14 protein-coding genes and 1 pseudogene are annotated in these 15,429 nt (G+C 69.3%); 8 read left to right on the forward strand and 7 right to left on the reverse strand.

Annotated features, from left to right (window positions below; genetic code table 11):
* Window positions 1–299: 299 nt before the first annotated feature.
* Window positions 300–896, forward strand: coding sequence for a hypothetical protein (locus IPT68_RS04030; protein WP_189701206.1), 597 nt, complete (start codon window positions 300–302; stop codon window positions 894–896).
* A gap of 202 nt (window positions 897–1,098) precedes the next feature.
* Complete coding sequence (locus IPT68_RS04035) at window positions 1,099–1,635, forward strand: MarR family winged helix-turn-helix transcriptional regulator (RefSeq protein ID WP_189701207.1); 537 nt, start codon at window positions 1,099–1,101, stop codon at window positions 1,633–1,635.
* 70 nt (window positions 1,636–1,705) lie between these two features.
* Here the strand turns inward: IPT68_RS04035 and IPT68_RS04040 are convergent, their stop codons facing one another.
* From IPT68_RS04040 to IPT68_RS33815, 3 genes and pseudogenes are all read right to left on the reverse strand, one after another.
* The gene (locus IPT68_RS04040; RefSeq protein ID WP_189701208.1) at window positions 1,706–2,050 is read right to left on the reverse strand and encodes a hypothetical protein; all 345 of its coding nucleotides are present in this window, start codon (window positions 2,048–2,050) and stop codon (window positions 1,706–1,708) included.
* Window positions 2,051–2,319: 269 nt separating this feature from the next.
* Entirely contained in the window at window positions 2,320–3,060 is a 741-nt protein-coding gene (locus IPT68_RS04045) for an SDR family oxidoreductase (protein ID WP_189701209.1), read from the reverse strand.
* A gap of 448 nt (window positions 3,061–3,508) precedes the next feature.
* Window positions 3,509–3,661, reverse strand: a pseudogene (locus tag IPT68_RS33815) (cupin domain-containing protein); the annotation flags it as partial.
* Window positions 3,662–3,976: 315 nt separating this feature from the next.
* Between IPT68_RS33815 and IPT68_RS04050 the strand changes: the two are divergent.
* The 4 genes from IPT68_RS04050 to IPT68_RS04065 all read left to right on the forward strand — a co-directional run bounded on the left by IPT68_RS04050 (window position 3,977) and on the right by IPT68_RS04065 (window position 8,335).
* The gene (locus IPT68_RS04050) at window positions 3,977–4,660 is read left to right on the forward strand and encodes a hydrolase (protein ID WP_189701210.1); all 684 of its coding nucleotides are present in this window, start codon (window positions 3,977–3,979) and stop codon (window positions 4,658–4,660) included.
* 154 nt (window positions 4,661–4,814) lie between these two features.
* Entirely contained in the window at window positions 4,815–5,522 is a 708-nt protein-coding gene (locus tag IPT68_RS04055; RefSeq protein WP_189701211.1) for a YoaK family protein, read from the forward strand.
* 100 nt (window positions 5,523–5,622) lie between these two features.
* Window positions 5,623–7,509: an amidohydrolase gene (locus IPT68_RS04060; protein ID WP_189701212.1), complete on the forward strand. Its 1,887-nt coding sequence runs from the start codon at window positions 5,623–5,625 to the stop codon at window positions 7,507–7,509.
* 37 nt (window positions 7,510–7,546) lie between these two features.
* Window positions 7,547–8,335, forward strand: coding sequence for an MIP/aquaporin family protein (locus IPT68_RS04065; protein WP_189701213.1), 789 nt, complete (start codon window positions 7,547–7,549; stop codon window positions 8,333–8,335).
* 1,153 nt (window positions 8,336–9,488) lie between these two features.
* On the opposite strand, the gene IPT68_RS04070 is transcribed toward IPT68_RS04065, so the two are convergent.
* Window positions 9,489–10,700, reverse strand: coding sequence for a serine hydrolase domain-containing protein (locus IPT68_RS04070; protein ID WP_189701214.1), 1,212 nt, complete (start codon window positions 10,698–10,700; stop codon window positions 9,489–9,491).
* A 357-nt stretch (window positions 10,701–11,057) separates the two neighbouring features.
* Between IPT68_RS04070 and IPT68_RS04075 the strand changes: the two genes are divergently transcribed.
* Window positions 11,058–11,882, forward strand: a complete 825-nt coding sequence (locus IPT68_RS04075) for a GNAT family N-acetyltransferase (protein ID WP_189701215.1) — start codon at window positions 11,058–11,060, stop codon at window positions 11,880–11,882.
* Window positions 11,883–12,206: 324 nt separating this feature from the next.
* Complete coding sequence (locus IPT68_RS04080) at window positions 12,207–12,698, forward strand: hypothetical protein (protein WP_189701216.1); 492 nt, start codon at window positions 12,207–12,209, stop codon at window positions 12,696–12,698.
* A gap of 213 nt (window positions 12,699–12,911) precedes the next feature.
* Here the strand turns inward: IPT68_RS04080 and IPT68_RS04085 are convergent, their stop codons facing one another.
* The 3 genes from IPT68_RS04085 to IPT68_RS04095 form a co-directional block, all read right to left on the reverse strand.
* Entirely contained in the window at window positions 12,912–13,640 is a 729-nt protein-coding gene (locus IPT68_RS04085) for an SDR family oxidoreductase (protein WP_189701217.1), read from the reverse strand.
* A 214-nt stretch (window positions 13,641–13,854) separates the two neighbouring features.
* Window positions 13,855–14,622, reverse strand: a complete 768-nt coding sequence (locus IPT68_RS04090) for an SDR family NAD(P)-dependent oxidoreductase (RefSeq protein ID WP_189701218.1) — start codon at window positions 14,620–14,622, stop codon at window positions 13,855–13,857.
* A 316-nt stretch (window positions 14,623–14,938) separates the two neighbouring features.
* Window positions 14,939–15,286 (reverse strand): ArsR/SmtB family transcription factor, encoded by a 348-nt coding sequence (locus IPT68_RS04095; RefSeq protein ID WP_189701219.1) that lies wholly within the window; start codon window positions 15,284–15,286, stop codon window positions 14,939–14,941.
* Window positions 15,287–15,429 lie beyond the last annotated feature (143 nt).

Genomic DNA, 15,429 nt, shown 5'->3' on the forward strand with positions numbered 1-15,429 from the left:
GAACGATGTGACCCACGGGCGTGACGACGCCCGTAAACTGCCGGGAAGGGGCCTCAGCGTGCACGTGGACGGGTCCCTGCGTATGCGACTGCGACGGCTCCTCGAGCTGCCCACTCAAAGCCGGACACGTCCTCCCGCCCCCGACCTCGCCACCGTGTGTCACGTTCGTGATTCATCTGTATTCCGGCATGCACAGCGGCCTATGATGGGTCGGGGGTTACCCACCCGGCGTCCGGCCGCGCGACACCGCAGACGCTCGGCGGGGACGCGCCGAAGAGGGTTGATGATGAGAGGAACACATGGTCTCCGGCACCCACACCGCGCACACCATCGAGATCACCGCGGAAAGTCTCCAGAAGGACCTGGCGCGCCTGGAGGTGCAGAAGCAGGCGCTGGAAAGGGAACTCGCTGCGGTGGTGGCGCATCTCGGCTCCGTACAGCGGGCCCTGAGTGCGATCGAGGTCCTGATGACCGACGCCTCCGGCGCCGCACCGGCGGTCGCGCGCAGTGCTGCGGCTGCGGACGAGGACCAGCCGTCGCCGCCCGCGGAACCTCGATCCGAGGAGTCCGCCCCGGTGTCGGAGGACCACGGGGCGCGGGCCGGAAGGGGTGTGAGGCAGTCCGACACCCCGCAGGACGCCCAGGGGCCCGCTGACTCCGAGGCCGCCACCGACGCGGACGGGCAGAGGAAGTACGGCGCACTCACCGAGCAGATCCTCGACTACTTCGCCACGGCCGGGAACGCGGATGTGCGGGCTCGCGACGTGGCCGCGGCCCTGGGCCGTGACACGGACAGCGGGAGCATCAACGCGGTCCGGAGCACGCTCGATCGTCTGGTCGGTACGTCCCGGATCCGCCGCACCGGCCGGGGACTCTACCGCGCGAAGCGTTCCTGAGACGCGCGCCCCGGGCGGTGATCACCCGCTTCCGGGCGCCGTCGGCCGAAGGTGGACGGCGCCCCGGAACGCTGTGATCAGCCTTACAGAAGTGTTCATCACCCTGTGCGTGTTCTCCATGAGAATGTTGTCGACTCCGCCGTCCGCACCGGCGGGACGACCCGCCGGTGCGGACGGCGTCGCGTTCTACACTGAGCGCGACATGAGTGCGAAGTTCGAGGACGAGCCCAGCGGCGGCGACAGCGTGGATGCCATGCTCCGGCAGTCCAGGCTTCAGTGGCCCGAGCTGGACGTCTCGTCCATGGCCGTCATCGGGCGCCTGCTCCGCGCGGCGCGGCTGACGGAAGAGGTCCTGGCGGACCGGCTGCGGCGCCGGGAGGGCAGGACCATCGCCAACGTGGGAGACATGGACCTGCTGCTGGCACTTCGCCGGGCAGCACCTTCTTACGCGCTGACTCCCGGCCAGCTCATGCGGTCCCTGATCGTGTCGTCGGCGGGACTCAGTGGCCGGCTCAACCGGTTGGAGCGTGAGGGCTGGATCACCCGCACCATCTCGCCGGAAGACCGGCGCAGTACACGGGTCAGTCTGACGGAGCAGGCGCTGGCGGAGCTGGACACTCGCATCGAGGCACTTTTCGCCCTGGAACGGGAGCTCGTGTCCGTGCTGGAGCCCGACGAGCGGGCCACCGTCGCCCGAGCCTTGCGCAAGCTGCTGCTCAGCCTCGAATCGGCCCCCTGAGCCGCCCGAGACCGCCGAGGACGTTGCGGCTGCTGAGGGCCGTGAGGCTCCCGGGGCTGCTGTGCTGAGGTCAGCCGGCGGTGCCGATGAGCACCACGACGCACAGGCCGAGTATCAGGACCGTGATGAGGGTCGTCGCGGCGTACGCGCCACGGCGCAGCTGCGCATAGCGCTTGGCATGGTGCTCCTCCACCGCCGTGAGGTGGTCGGTCAGGTGCTGCGTCATCGATCGGGAGACGCGCAGCTGCTCCTCCACGTACCACCCCTCGATCTCGGCCCTCTGGGTATCGCTCAGCCCGGCCACGCGTCCGGCGAAGTCGGCCGCGCGGCGGTGAGCGGTACGTCGGTGCGCTTCCCAGTACAGGAATCCTTCGATGTCGGTCAGGCCGCGTTCGGCCTCGTCGCTGGTGTTCACAGGGTCCTCGGGACAGGGAACGGCTCGTCGATGTGCACCCGCGGCAGGGTGCCGGAGTGCACGGCGCTGCCTGACAGAACTGCTCGTTCGACATGTCCGGTCGGCCCGGCCGACTCCGCGCACCCAGCATATCTCGCTCGCGAGAGAAGTAGAGCGAGGGCTTTGTCAGCGATGGTGTCACATCGTGTGCCTGACAACGGATGAAACGAACGAGCCCGGATCTCTGCGGACGTCCACTGCGTTCCCGTCCCGGGCGCCACTCGCTTCCTCTAGGGCTGACGCTGAAGCCAGTCCTCGTAGCGTGTGGTGGCAAGTTCGGCGTCCTCCGGCGCCAGCAGCACGCTTCTGCGGGTCACGGCGAACATGCCGGCCTCTTCGTCCGTGACCACATGGCGGCCGTCGGGGCGGGCCGCCAGCGTGATCCGGCCCAGTTCGTCGAGCGGGTGCACCTCGGGCCCGGCGATGTTGCGGATGCCCTGCACCGGATCGCCCGTGGCGGCCTTCACGACCGCCGTGGCGACGTCGGCGGAAGCCATCGGCTGCACGGGCGTGGAGGGCAGCCGAACGGTGTCACCCTCGGTCGTCCAGGACATGATCGCGCCGACGAACTCGTAGAACTGCGTAGCACGCACGATCGTGTACGGCGTCGGCCCGTCCCGGAGGATGTTCTCCTGGAGGGCCTTGGCCCGGTAGTAGGCGAGCTCGGGCACCTGGTCCACGCCGACGATCGAGACGATCACATGATGGCCCACGCCGGCCGCCTTCGCTGCCGCTCCGATGTTGGTCATCGCGGTTTCGAAGAAGCCGATGGAGGATTCGTCGAACACCGGGGAGTTCGTCAGGTTGATCACCACCTCGGAACCCTCCACGGCCTCCTTCAGGCCCTTGTCGCCGATCACGTCGACTCCGGTGGAAAGGGATGCGGACACGACGTCGTGGCCGGCCTCTGTCAACCGCTGGACCACCTGCGACCCGATAAGACCGCTTCCCCCCAGCACTGTGAACCTCATGACGCACCTTTTCGCCGAGCTGTTGAATCTTCGCCGAGCTGTTGGATCTTCGCCGAGCTGTTGGAGGTTTGAGGACAATCCGAGAGCGGAGGCCGACCTCTGGTGTGCGCCGCACGGCGCATGCCGGGAAGGCAAAGGCAGGCGCTGTGCCGTAAGTCGGCCCGGTCGGATTCTCCTGCGGAGCCGGCTCGGCCCAGCCGTGACGTGCCCACCGCGGCCGGTGTCTCCGGAGCCCGCGGACGAAACTCCTTTCTGCGACCACCGTATCCCTGCTGGGGCGAGACGCACGCCGATCACCGGCCGTGGGGGCGCAGACTCTCACCGACGGCCGAGGGTGGTCCTGAATCACATTCCGTGCCGGAGCCACGAAGGGTCACCACGACCGCGATCATGAACGGCCGCGGGTGATGTGTTCCCTCCGGGACCAATGGTTCCACCCGGACGAAGCTTCGAACCGGATGGCGCCGTCGACCGCATGCCCGAAAGCCGGCCCTGAGTGCCGATGCGGCGGAAGCCCGGGGTGACCGGGCGGCCACTCGACGCGCAGGGTCATCGCCAAAGCACCCTCGGGAAGGAAAGGCGGACTCACTTCCTGAAGCATCGTCAGGGAGTTCTGAATCGAGCTCAGGTCAACGATGGTGGGCTCTCTTCGGACATCACGAACACACCTCCTTGCTCTTACCCGGAGCGGCTGACCGTTTCGTCGGCTGCTACCTGCTGCGGGCACCATGTCCAGGCTCTGTCCTGCCGCCCTTTTCCGTAAGCCGGGCCATGGAGGGCTGGGCATCGCGGCGACCGCGTCCGGGATGACGGACAACACGGTGTCACGTAATCGTGGCTTGTCCGGTCTCACACAGTCGGAATGAGATGGCGCGCTGAGTGCGTCATCCGCCGACCTGAGAAGCGAGGACTTCCCATGGCTCTGAATCACGAGCTCGCCAACACCGGGATCGTTGCCACCCCGACCCCGAGCGCAGACCTTCTGACCCCGGACAACTCGGTGTTCCTGTTCGTCGACCACCAGCCGCAGATGTTTTTCGGCGTCGGCAGCGGCGACCGGACGGCGATCGTGAATGCCACCGTCGGACTGGCCAAGACCGCCAAGGCGTTCGACATCCCGGTCATTCTGAGCACCGTTGCGGCGGAGACCTTCTCCGGTCCCCTCATCCCCCAGCTCGCCGAGGTCTTCCCCGAGCAGCCGGTCATCGACCGCTCCACGATGAATCCTTGGGAGGACGGCACCTTCATCGATGCGGTCAATGCCACCGGCCGCAAGAAGATCGTCCTGTCGGGCCTGTGGACGGAGGTGTGCGTGGTCCTGCCCACCCTCTCCGCGCTTGCCCAGGGTTACGAGGTGTACGTCGTCGCCGACGCCTGCGGCGGTATGACGCCCGAGGCCCACGCACACGCTCTCCAGCGCATGGCCAAGGCCGGCGCCTGCACCGTCGACTGGATCCCGGTCCTGCTGGAGCTGCAGCGGGACTGGGCCCGCACCGAGACGTACGACGCCGTCGTCGACATCGCCAAGGAGCACGACGGCGCCTACGGCCTCGGACTCGTCTACGCGCAGAAGTTCATCGGCGCCAACGCCGCAGGCTGATCCATCCGAACCTGCCAGGCCGGGGCCGGAGGTATTCCGCCCCGGCCTGGCGGCCCACAGACCCCGACGGCCGACCGAGACCGACGGGCTGTCAGCCCACGGCGGCCTCGTGTCCCAACGGACACAACACACCGTTCGAAGGAGCCAACCCGCTGTGAACAGCACCCCCGGCACCCACGGTCCCAGGTTCGGACTCGTTCACGGCGATCGACTGCCCGTCGCGCTCACCGCACTCACCGTCGTCACCGGACTCATCGACGCGATCAGCTATCTCGGACTCGGCCAGGTCTTCACCGCGAACATGACCGGCAACGTCGTCATCATCGGGTTCGCAGCGGCCGGGGCACCGGGCTTCTCGCTCCTTGCCTCCCTGGTCTCCCTCGCGGCGTTCCTCGGTGGAGCGGTCGTCGCCGGCCGCCTGGAACTGGCCTTGCGGCAGCGTCCTCGCCACCGCTGGGTCGGCATCTCGCTGGCCGCCGAGGCAGTGCTCCTGCTCACGGCCGCGGCCGTGGCGTTCGCCGTCCCGCACCAGGCGCGCTATCCGCTGATCGTCCTGACGGCGGTGGCCATGGGCATACGCAACGGCACCGTACGCAAGCTGGCGGTCCCCGACATGACCACCACCGTGCTCACCCTCACCGTCACCGGACTGGCCTCCGACTCCTCGCTCGCGGGCGGCCCCAATCCCCGGGTTGCCCGCCGCGTGATCGCGGTCCTCGCCATACTCGCCGGCGCCCTGCTGGGGGCCTGGCTCGTGCTGCATCACGGACTGGGCTGGCCCCTGCTGATCAGCGCCGTGAGCGTCGCGGCCACGGCCCTCGCCCTCCTCCGCGATCCCGCTGGGGAACCCCGCAGCGCCTGACCGGACCGTACACCGCGGGCGACGGACAGGACTCCACGACCGGAACGCACTCACCGGCACCCCACCGCCACACCTCTTCGACGACTTTCGGAAGATTTTCATGACTACGATTCCCGTCGGCGGGCTGGTCCCCGTCGCCACCGACGAGGCCGCCGACCTGGTGGTCCGCAACGCCAAGGTCCACACCGCCGACCCCGCCCGCCCGCAGGCCGGGGCGGTCGCCATCCGGGACGGCCGCATCACCGCCGTCGGCGACGACGCCGCCATGGCACCGCTTGTCGGGCCACGGACCCGGGTGGTCGACGCACTGGGCCGCCGGGTCGTGCCCGGCCTCAACGACGCCCACCTGCACGTCATCCGCGGCGGACTCAACTACGTCCTCGAGCTGCGCTGGGACGGCGTGCCGTCACTGCGGCAGGCGCTGGCGATGCTGCGCGAGCAGGCGGGCCGTACCCCCAAGGGGCAGTGGGTTCGGGTGGTGGGCGGCTGGAGCGCGGACCAGTTCGCCGAACGCCGCCTGCCCACGGTCTCGGAACTGAACGCGGCGGCCCCGGACACTCCCGTCTTCGTGCTGCACCTGTACCAGTCCGCGATCCTCAACCGCGCCGCGCTGAAGGCCGCCGGATTCACCAAGGACACCCCCGACCCGAAGGGCGGGCAGATCGTCCGCGGCCGCGACGGCGAGCCCACCGGGCTCCTGCTGGCCGCGCCCAGCGCGATGCTCCTGTACTCGACGCTGGCCAAGGCCCCGATGCTGGAGGGCGAGGACAAGAAGACCTCCACGCTGCACTTCCTGCGCGAGCTCAACCGGTTCGGCCTGACCTCGGCCATCGACGCCGCAGGCGGCTTCCAGAACTTCCCCGACAACTACGGCACCGTCACCGAACTGGCCAAGGAGGGCAGGCTGTCCCTGCGGATCGCCTACCACCTCTTCCCGCAGACCGCGGGCCAGGAACTCGCGGATCTCAGGCGCTGGATCGAGATGGTCCGGCCCGGCGACGGCGACGAGTGGCTGCGCCTCAACGGCGCCGGTGAGAACCTCACCTGGGCGGCGGCCGACTTCGAGAACTTCACCGAACCCCGCCCTCAGCTCGGCGACTACGAAGCCGAGTTCGAGCAGGCCGTCCGCCTGCTGTCCGAGAACGGCTGGGGCTTCCGCCTGCACGCCACCTACGACGAGACCATCCGACGCGACCTCGCGGTCTTCGAGAAGCTCGCCACCGAGGGGCTGTTCCCGGCGGGCAACCGCTGGCTGTTCGACCACGCCGAGACCGTCGCCCCGGAGAGTCTGGACCGCATCGCCGCGCTCGGCGGGGCACTGTCGATCCAGAACCGGCTGTCCTTCCAGGGCGAGGCGTTCGTCCGCCGCTACGGTGCCGCCGCCGCCGAGCAGGCCCCGCCCGTGCGGGCCATGCTGGAGCGCGGGCTGACCGTGGGCGCCGGCACGGACGCCACCCGCGTCTCCTCCTACAACCCCTGGGTCGCCCTGCACTGGCTGGTCTCCGGCAAGACCGTCGGCGACCTGACCATCCACTCCCCCGCCAACCGTGTCGACCGCGAGACCGCTCTGGCCCTCTACACCCAGGGCGGCGCGAAGCTGACCGGCGAGGACGACGTCAAGGGCGTCCTGCGACCGGGCTACTACGGCGACCTGGCCGTCCTCTCCGACGACTTCTTCACCGTGCCGGAGCAGGACATCCCGCACATCGAGTCGCTGCTCACCGTTGTCGGCGGACGCATCGTCCACGCCGCCGGCGCATACGAGGGCCTGGACGAGGAGCTCCCCGTGATCAGCCCGCAGTGGAGCCCGGTCGCCCACTTCGGCGGCTACCAGGCCACCGTCAAACCCAGCATCTCCGGCGCCCGCCAGGCCGAACTCCTCGGCCAGGCTGTCGCGGAATCCGAGCAGCACCGCCAGTGGCGCGCCCAGCGCGGATTCGCCCCGGAAGAACCCACCGAGATCTTCGACACGTGCTTTCTCCTCTGATCCCGAGAACCCGCGCACAGCACGTCAGGAGCACTCCTTGAACGACCCCACCGCGCCCTTTCCCACCTTCCGGCACAGTGCCCAGGAGCTCCTGCTGACCTTCGTCCTGCTGTTCGGCGTAGTGACGATCGTCCGCTGGGTCATGGGACCGTCCGCGGTCTCCGACGCGATCCCCGGCGTCCATCTGAAGCTGATCGTCGTCGGTGCGTCCGTCGGTCTGCTGGTCACCGGGCTCATCCTCAGCCCTCCGGGCAAGCAGTCCGGCGGCCACATGAACCCGGCGATCTCCCTGGCCATGTGGCGCTTCGGGGTCTTTCCGGGGGCGGCCGTGGTGCCCTACATCGCGGCCCAACTCGCCGGTTCGCTGCTCGGCGTGCTCGCGGCACGGGGCGTCTGGGGCAGCGTCGCCGGCGCCCCTCCGGTGGCCCATGCCGCCCTGCAGCCCGCTCCCGGCTGGTCTGCCACGGTGCTGTTCCTCGCAGAGACGGCGTCCATGGGCGTGCTCGTGCTCATCGTGGGGCTGTTCCTGCCGACGCATCGGCTGACGCGCTTCATCCCCCACGTGGTGGGCCTCCTCGTCGGCCTGGCCATCGCCCTGCTGGGCACGAGCACCGGCGGCAGCCTCAACCCCGCCCGTCAGTTCGGCCCGGCGCTGGCCGCCGGACAGTCCGGCTTCCTGTGGGTCTATCTCCTGGCCCCCATGCTCGGCGCCCTCCTGGCACCCGTCGTAGGGAGTCTGCTTCCCGGAGACCACCGGGCGCCCACCCACCGCCCGCGTGACGCCCACACCGACCGGTCACGGGTGGACGATCCCGCAGCCCGGTGATCCGCCGGGACGAGACCCGGCACTCCCCTGGCCCCCCGCAGACGCTCACCCACGCCTGAGCGCCTCGTCCAGCCACTCCGGAACGTCCGGCGTCACCGGGTCGGTGACGCCGGACGTTCTCACGTTGCCCGGCCGGCGACTTCTTCATGCAGGGGCACACCGGCGCGGCGCGCCTGCCCCGTCGCCCACGTCATCCAGCGCTCCGCGTACGAGCCGGGCGCGACCCGACATCACCGGATCACACGGAGATTCCGCGATGAGGCATCGGGAGAAGGCGACGCCCTTCGACGAGCGCTGCCCGCAGTCATTCGCACATCCGCCGTCGTGGTGGCGTGCACGCGGCCTTGGTCGTCCACGGAGACATCAAGCGGCTGCCCGGCGAGAGAGAGCCCGGTGATGTCCAGGGACCGGAAGCGGCTGGGAGGCGTGCTGCTGACGGTCAGCGTCCGGCCAGGGACGTCGGCTTGCAGGCCGAGGACGCCTGCAGAATGAGCACGGACGCGGCGGCCGACCATGCCTGGGGGCGGCAGGAGGCCGGGTACGGTGCGGGACGTCGGGACGTGGTGGGCGGGTGCCGGCGAAGAGCTCGGGCAGCCGGAAGTCGACGGCCGGTGCCGCTTCGATGAGGCGCTCGGCGAGGCGGGCTGTGTGGTCGGGGAAGCCGCGCGGGCCAGGTCGAGTACCGCGATGGCGGGAAGGTGGCCGGGGTGTTGTCGTGGGCGTCGCCGGTGAGGACGCGGGGCCGGCTCTGTCCGGGTTGAAAGGTGATGTCGAAGATGAACGCGCCCTGGCTGTCGTCGACGGTCGTGCCGGAGGTGTCGGCGCTGTGGGTGGACCGTCGACGGCCCTGGAGTTGCCCGGCCCGGACGATCGCGGGAAGGGCCGGGAGTCGTGTGCCCGCCCTGACCGCCTCCGTCGGGGCGAAGTCGGCCTCTGCGGTCACGCGCACGTTGCTGAGAAGTTTGACCGAACAGGTACCAGATCCGTGAGCGGTCGCCCATGACAACGGCCTGAAGAGCCGCCGGGGCGCTCGGGCGAGTGTCCGCGGTATCGGCCATGCATGGGCGCCCGACGGCCACGGCGCCGGCCCCTGGGCGCCGGCGCCGCGACCCGTTCGGTGACGAGAAGGTCACCTCACGGGTGTGTGGCAGCCTCAGTGGCGGACGACATCGGGGGCTATGTCCTCGGTGAAGGCCTCACCGTCGGAGCGGGCGACCTTGCCGCTCTTGACGGGGTCGACGCCGCAGAAGGCGGCTTCCAGAGTTCCGGCGAGGACGCTGTTGACGGTGCCGTTGTTGGACGTGTTCGCCATCGACGTCATGCTGCGCTTGCCGTCGGCCGTGGTGAAGGCGTACGTGTAGTAGCCCTGCACGGTGCCGGTGTGACCGTAGACCGTCACGCCGCACGAGAGCACCCTGCCCCGCAGGCCGAGTCCGTAGGACTGGGTGCCGTCCGCGTTCACCGGCACCATGCTCATCATCTGCTGCAACTGCGGCTTAGGGACGAGCTTGCCGGAGACGATCGCGGCGAAGAACCGGTTCAGGTCCGCCGAGTTCGAGATGACCGCTCCGGCGGACTGAGCCCAGGAAACGGTCTGCTCGGTGGAGTCCACCAGCGGCAGCGTGGTGTCGTCGTCGCGGACGTAGCCCCGCGCGTAGGAGCCGGCGATGGTCGTCCGCGGATGAACGTAGGAGGTGTTCCTCAGGCCGAGCGGCTGGAAGATCCGCTGATCGTAGTGCGTGGCCATCGGCACACCCGTGACATGCTCGATCAGCCGGCCCAGGACCACGAAGTTGGTGTTCGAGTAGCTGTAGGCGGCCCCCGGCACGATGGTGGGCTGGTGTGCGGTCGAGAGGTCGATGAGTTCCTGGAAGGTGAACACCTTGTTCCGGACCGCCTCGAAGCCCGGAACAGTGTGATAGAACATGTCGTTCGTGTAGTCCCACAAACCACTGCGGTGGCTCAGCAGGTGCCGAACGGTGATGCGATCGTCCGGCAGCGGCTGGGGGAGGTAGTCGTTCGCCGGCGCGTCCAGGTCGACGCGTCCCTCGGCGACGAGCTGCAACAGCACGACGGTGGTGAAGCTCTTGCTGACACTGCCGACGCGGAACCGGCGGTCCGCGTCCATTGCGGTGCCGGCCGCGGTGTCAGCCTTCCCCGCGGCGATCCGGTAGGTGGAGGCACCGGAGTTGATGCGGGTGAGCGCGCCGGGCGCGCCGTATGCCATCGCCTGCTTCTGCACGGCGAGCACACCCGTGACCGACGGGCTGGGAAGGTCGGTGGTGGTGGCACCGGCGGGCGAAACAGCCAAGGTGGCCATCATGGCAGTGCCTGCGAGCACGAGACTCGCGTACTTGATGCGCATCCGATTCTCTCTGACGTGATCGGGTAAAGACGCTGAAAGCATCTGCGGGCCGCAGGACGGTCCCTGACAAGGGACGTCGCTGATCCTCGGTCCTGAGGACAGTCGTGGGCCGGAGAGTGCCAGCCAGAACCATAACGCACACGGTGGGCCACAGTGGCACAGGGATTGGGCCGGAGGGACAGGCGAGCGAATCGCCGAACTGGCCATTCACATCCGGCAGTCGGTGGGAGTGTTGACGACGGCCCCTCGTCGGGACGGCAACCCGCACGGCACTACACTCACCGAGCCCCCGTCAGGTGGCAGACCAGTGCAGTGAAGAGGGTCGTGTTCGTGGTGAATGCAGCAAGGGCGAGCGGCATGCCGCACGATGATCGGACGCAGGCCCCGAAGGCTCCCCAGGACCCTGGCGCGATGGCGGCGGTGTTCGCCAATTTCCGTCAATACCTCATGGGATGGGACGCGGAGAGCCGTCCTGGGTCCGTCCTCGATCAGTTCCGCAGCGGTCTTGCGACGCCGCAGTTCAACGGTGTGGTGCGCGTGCGGTCCGTGTCCGCGGTCGGGCAGGCCGTGGCTGCCGCCCGCGAGGATCTGGCGGGCCTTCCCTGGTGGTGGTGGGTCGGCCCCGACAGCCCCGAGGGCACCGCCGACGCCCTGGGGCGCCACGGCGGACGGGAACTCGCCGTACTGCCGGTGATGGTGAGGTCGCTCGACCACCCGGCCGGTCCGGGCACCACGCTCACTCCGACCGGTTCGGAAGATGCACCCGCCGGCCTGCGTGTGGAGACAGTCCGGGACGGGGAATCGCTGGCGGAGCTGGTCCGGACGTACCGGACGTCGATGGGGATCGCGCCCGGCCTGGAGGCCGAGATGGTGTGCATCGAGTCGCGACGCGAGGACAACGCGGACATCATCCGGATGGCCGCGGTGCTGGACGACCGGGTGGTGGGGTCGACGGTGCTCATCACCGCCCACGGGGTGGCCGGGATCTTTCTCGTACATGTGGCCGAGGCGCATCGCCGGCAAGGCATCGGGGCAGCGTTGACGGTCGCCGCGCTCCGGGTCGGTCAGGAAAGGGGGATGCACTGCGCAGCGCTCGTGGCGAGCCCCGCCGGTGAGCCGCTGTACCGGCGCTTCGGCTTCACCACGATGTCCGAGTACCGCCTGTTCGCCTTCCCGGCCTGAGCTGCCGCCCGCCAGGTCCGCACCCGTTCTCGTCGCGGCTGCATGCCACGTCGTCACGGAGCCGGGCACGCACGGGCGGCATGCGGCGAACTGCGGCACGGCCCGACGACCGACGGGCGGGACAACGGCGTGGCGGCGTGCCACCACCCGTCCGAAACGGGCAGGAAGGGCAGGGCCGGGCCAGGCCGCGGCGACGGCGCGCTCTTGAATCGGGAGACGGGCCCTCGGGCGTCACGGCCGCCGTGGCGATGACAGCGGACGGGCGGGCGCGCCCGTGTCACAGATCCACTCGATGCGTGGTCAAGGTGCGTGTCGAGGACTTCAGTGAACGCCGTACGTCGCTCCCGGATGCCGACCGCTCATGGATGGCCCCATGGCCTGGCCGCCGCCGCGTTGGCGGGCTGTGCCGCCCTGGCCCTGATCGCCTGGGGCACGTCGTTCCCGCGTGACGCCGACGACACGGGCGACGACCGTGTCGGCGCCGGGCGCACCTGCCGCTCCGCTCTCCCCTCCGACCAGGAGCTGTCCTGCGGCACCTACGGTTTCGGTGACCTGCGTTACCTGTGCCCGACGCCCGACAAGCCGCGGCACTGCGCAACGACCACAGGGGTGCGGGTACGCAACACCGGGCCGTCCACCGTGTACGTCACCGTCATCCACGGCGCGCGTCAGGGCGAGCGCCGGCAGGGCCCGGAACGGGAGATCGCCCCTGGTCGCACGGCCGATCTACGCCCTGGGAAGGGGCACCTGCTGTTCGACCTCACCCTGCGCGGCACCGGCCCCGTCAAGTCCCTGACGGTCGTCTCGGTACGCTGAGGTCCCCGTTCGGGGCCCTCTCCACTGACCCCGACGCTGCCGACCGCGCTGGTGGCAGCAACGGTCCTCAGCAACGAGCCCGACGCGGCCGCCGACGCCTTGCACCGGCTCACCGAGGCGACCGGCGCCGCGCATGCAGTGGTTATCCGCCCGCCGCGGGAACAGGACGGCTGTCGTTCTCGCGGCGGGCCGGCAACTGGTACTGGACCTCGGTCAGGCGAGCCAGTCCGTGTAGCGGGTGGCGGCGAGGTGAGCGTTCCTGCCGGTGAGGACGTCGCCCTCGACGGCCGCGAACATCCCGGCGGTGGGGTCGGTGACCACGGTGCGAGGGTCGCCCTTGTGGGACAGGATGATCCGGCCCAGCTCGTCGAGGTTGAAGACCTCGGGACCGCCGATGTCGCGGATGCCGTTCAGCGGGGCGCCCGCGGCGACCTCCCCCACCGCGTCGGCCACGTCCTTGGCGGCGATCGGCTGGATCGGCGTGGCGGGCAGACGGACGGTGTCGCCGTCGGCGGTCCAGGACAGGACGGCGTCCATGAACTCCATGAACTGCGTGGCCCGGACGATCGAGTAGGGGATCGGACCGGCCTTGAGGAGGTCTTCCTGCAGGACCTTGGCGCGGTAGTAGTCCAACTGCGGAACCTGGTCCACCCCGACGATCGAGAGGATGACGAAGTGTCCGACGCCGCCCTTGTGGGAGGCGGCCAGGAGGTTGTCCATCGAGGTCTGGAAGAAGGCCGGTGAGGCCTCGTCGAAGGTCGGTGAGTTGGTCAGGTTGACGACGACGTCGGCCCCGGCGACGGCCTGCTCGACCCCCTGACCGCTGATGACGTCGACTCGGGTGGACTGCGAGTGCGGTACCGCCTCGTGTCCCGCGGCGTTCAGATTCCGGACGACCTGCGAGCCGATGAGCCCGGTTCCGCCGATGACTGCGACCTTCATGACGTGCCTTTCGTCAATGAGTGGTGTGCGGCTCACTGAGGAGCGCCCGCCCGCAGGAGCGAGACCACGTCAGAAGTCACCCGCCAAAGAGGCAAGGCCACTCCTCCCCCACGCGCCCACCTCAGAACACAGTCGTGACCGAGCATGTCGCCTGTTGGTGACAAGCAATCAGGCTCCTGCAGCCCGCCGTGAGCGCGGGCCGAGGACAGCAAAGTCAGATAAGTTCCAGCCCGCCGTCGACGGTGATCACCTGACCGGTCGCGTGACGCCCGGCCGGGTCGGCCATCCGAAGGATCCAGTGCGCCACCTCGTCCGCGCTCGCGATGCGGTGGGTGGGGATGCGGTCGCGCTCATAGGCGTACATGTCGTTGGCCGCCTCGGGGGTCAGACCGGCGTGCAGCATGACGTCGGTGCGGGTGGGGCCGGGAGCCACGGAGTTGACGCGAACCCCTTCGCCGGCGAGTTCCAGGGCCCAACTCCGCGTCATCTGTTCGATGGCCGCCTTGGTGGCCGAGTAGTGCGCGCCGCCCGCCATGGGACGGTGCCCATAGGTGCTGGAGAGGTTGATGATCGTGCCAGAGGTCTTCCGCAGGTGCGGCAGGGCCTCATGGGCCAGGAGGCTGGGCGCGACGACATTGAGCTCGAACAGACTGACGATCGTCTGCTTGTCGGTCTCCGCCAGCGGCATGACCGCTGTCGCGCCGGCGTTGTTGATCAGATGGTCGAGGCGTCCCCACCGCTCCACGGCTGCGCTCACGACCTTGGCGGGTGCTCCGTCGCCGCAGATGTCGATCGCCAGGACGTCGATGTTGTGGTGGGCCGCGGCGGTCTCCTTCAGCGGCTCCTCACGGCGGCCCACCCCGAGTACGTGTGCGCCCGCCTCGGCGAAGGCGACGGCCGCGGCCCGGCCGATACCGGACCCGGCGCCGGTGACGATCACGACATGGCCGGAGAAGGTTTGGTCCAGGGAGTTCGCAGACATCAGGGCCCCTTGTTCGATGTTCGTTGTACATAGAACATCATGGGCGGGCTCTGCAATCCCGTCAAATGCGGAAGCAGTGAAGACGACGGCCGCGGATGGGTGAACGTCCCGTGGCGCGCGCAGGCCAAACCGCTCCGAGGCGTTCGTCACCACGGCAACAAGGCGGCACGGGATGACACGGCGGCGTGAGGCGATTGTCACGTCCGCCGCCTGCGGCACCGAGTCTCGCGGCAGCGCGCGTCACAGGCCCCTACGGCGAGAGGTCACCGCCTGTGGCTCACCGGTCGTCGCGTACGGGCGCCGAGCAGCGACGAAGTTACGCCTGATCGTCACGCTCGGTGACGTGTTCTCCGACGTTGTCGGTGACAGCGGCAGACAGCAGCGCCGACAAGAGGCCGGGAAAACGGGCCTCGAGGGCGTCGCGTCGCAGCTTCACAAAGCAGCGCGTGCCCTCCTGGCGGGTCTGCGTGACACCCGCCTCGCGCAGCGTCTTGAGATGATGACTGAGCGTGGACTTGGCGACGGGAGCGCTGAACTGCCCCCATCCTCGTTCGGCGCCGTCGGACAGGATCCGGACGATCCCCAGCCGTGTCGGATCGCCCAGCACTCCCAGGAGGCGTGGCAGGGTGATCTCGCTGTCGGCAGGTGACGAGTGGTCCGGCATGCCGACCATGCTACCGAACGTTCGGCGTGCGTCGAACATCAGGGTAACGAACGCACCCACGGCACTGTCGCGCGCGGTGAGCAGGGGCGGTGAGCCGTGCGTTGCAGGCGGACCGGCTCAGGAGACGCCTGCGGGGACGACGC

Source organism: Streptomyces chromofuscus (genome assembly GCF_015160875.1).
Taxonomy (GTDB): domain Bacteria; phylum Actinomycetota; class Actinomycetes; order Streptomycetales; family Streptomycetaceae; genus Streptomyces; species Streptomyces chromofuscus.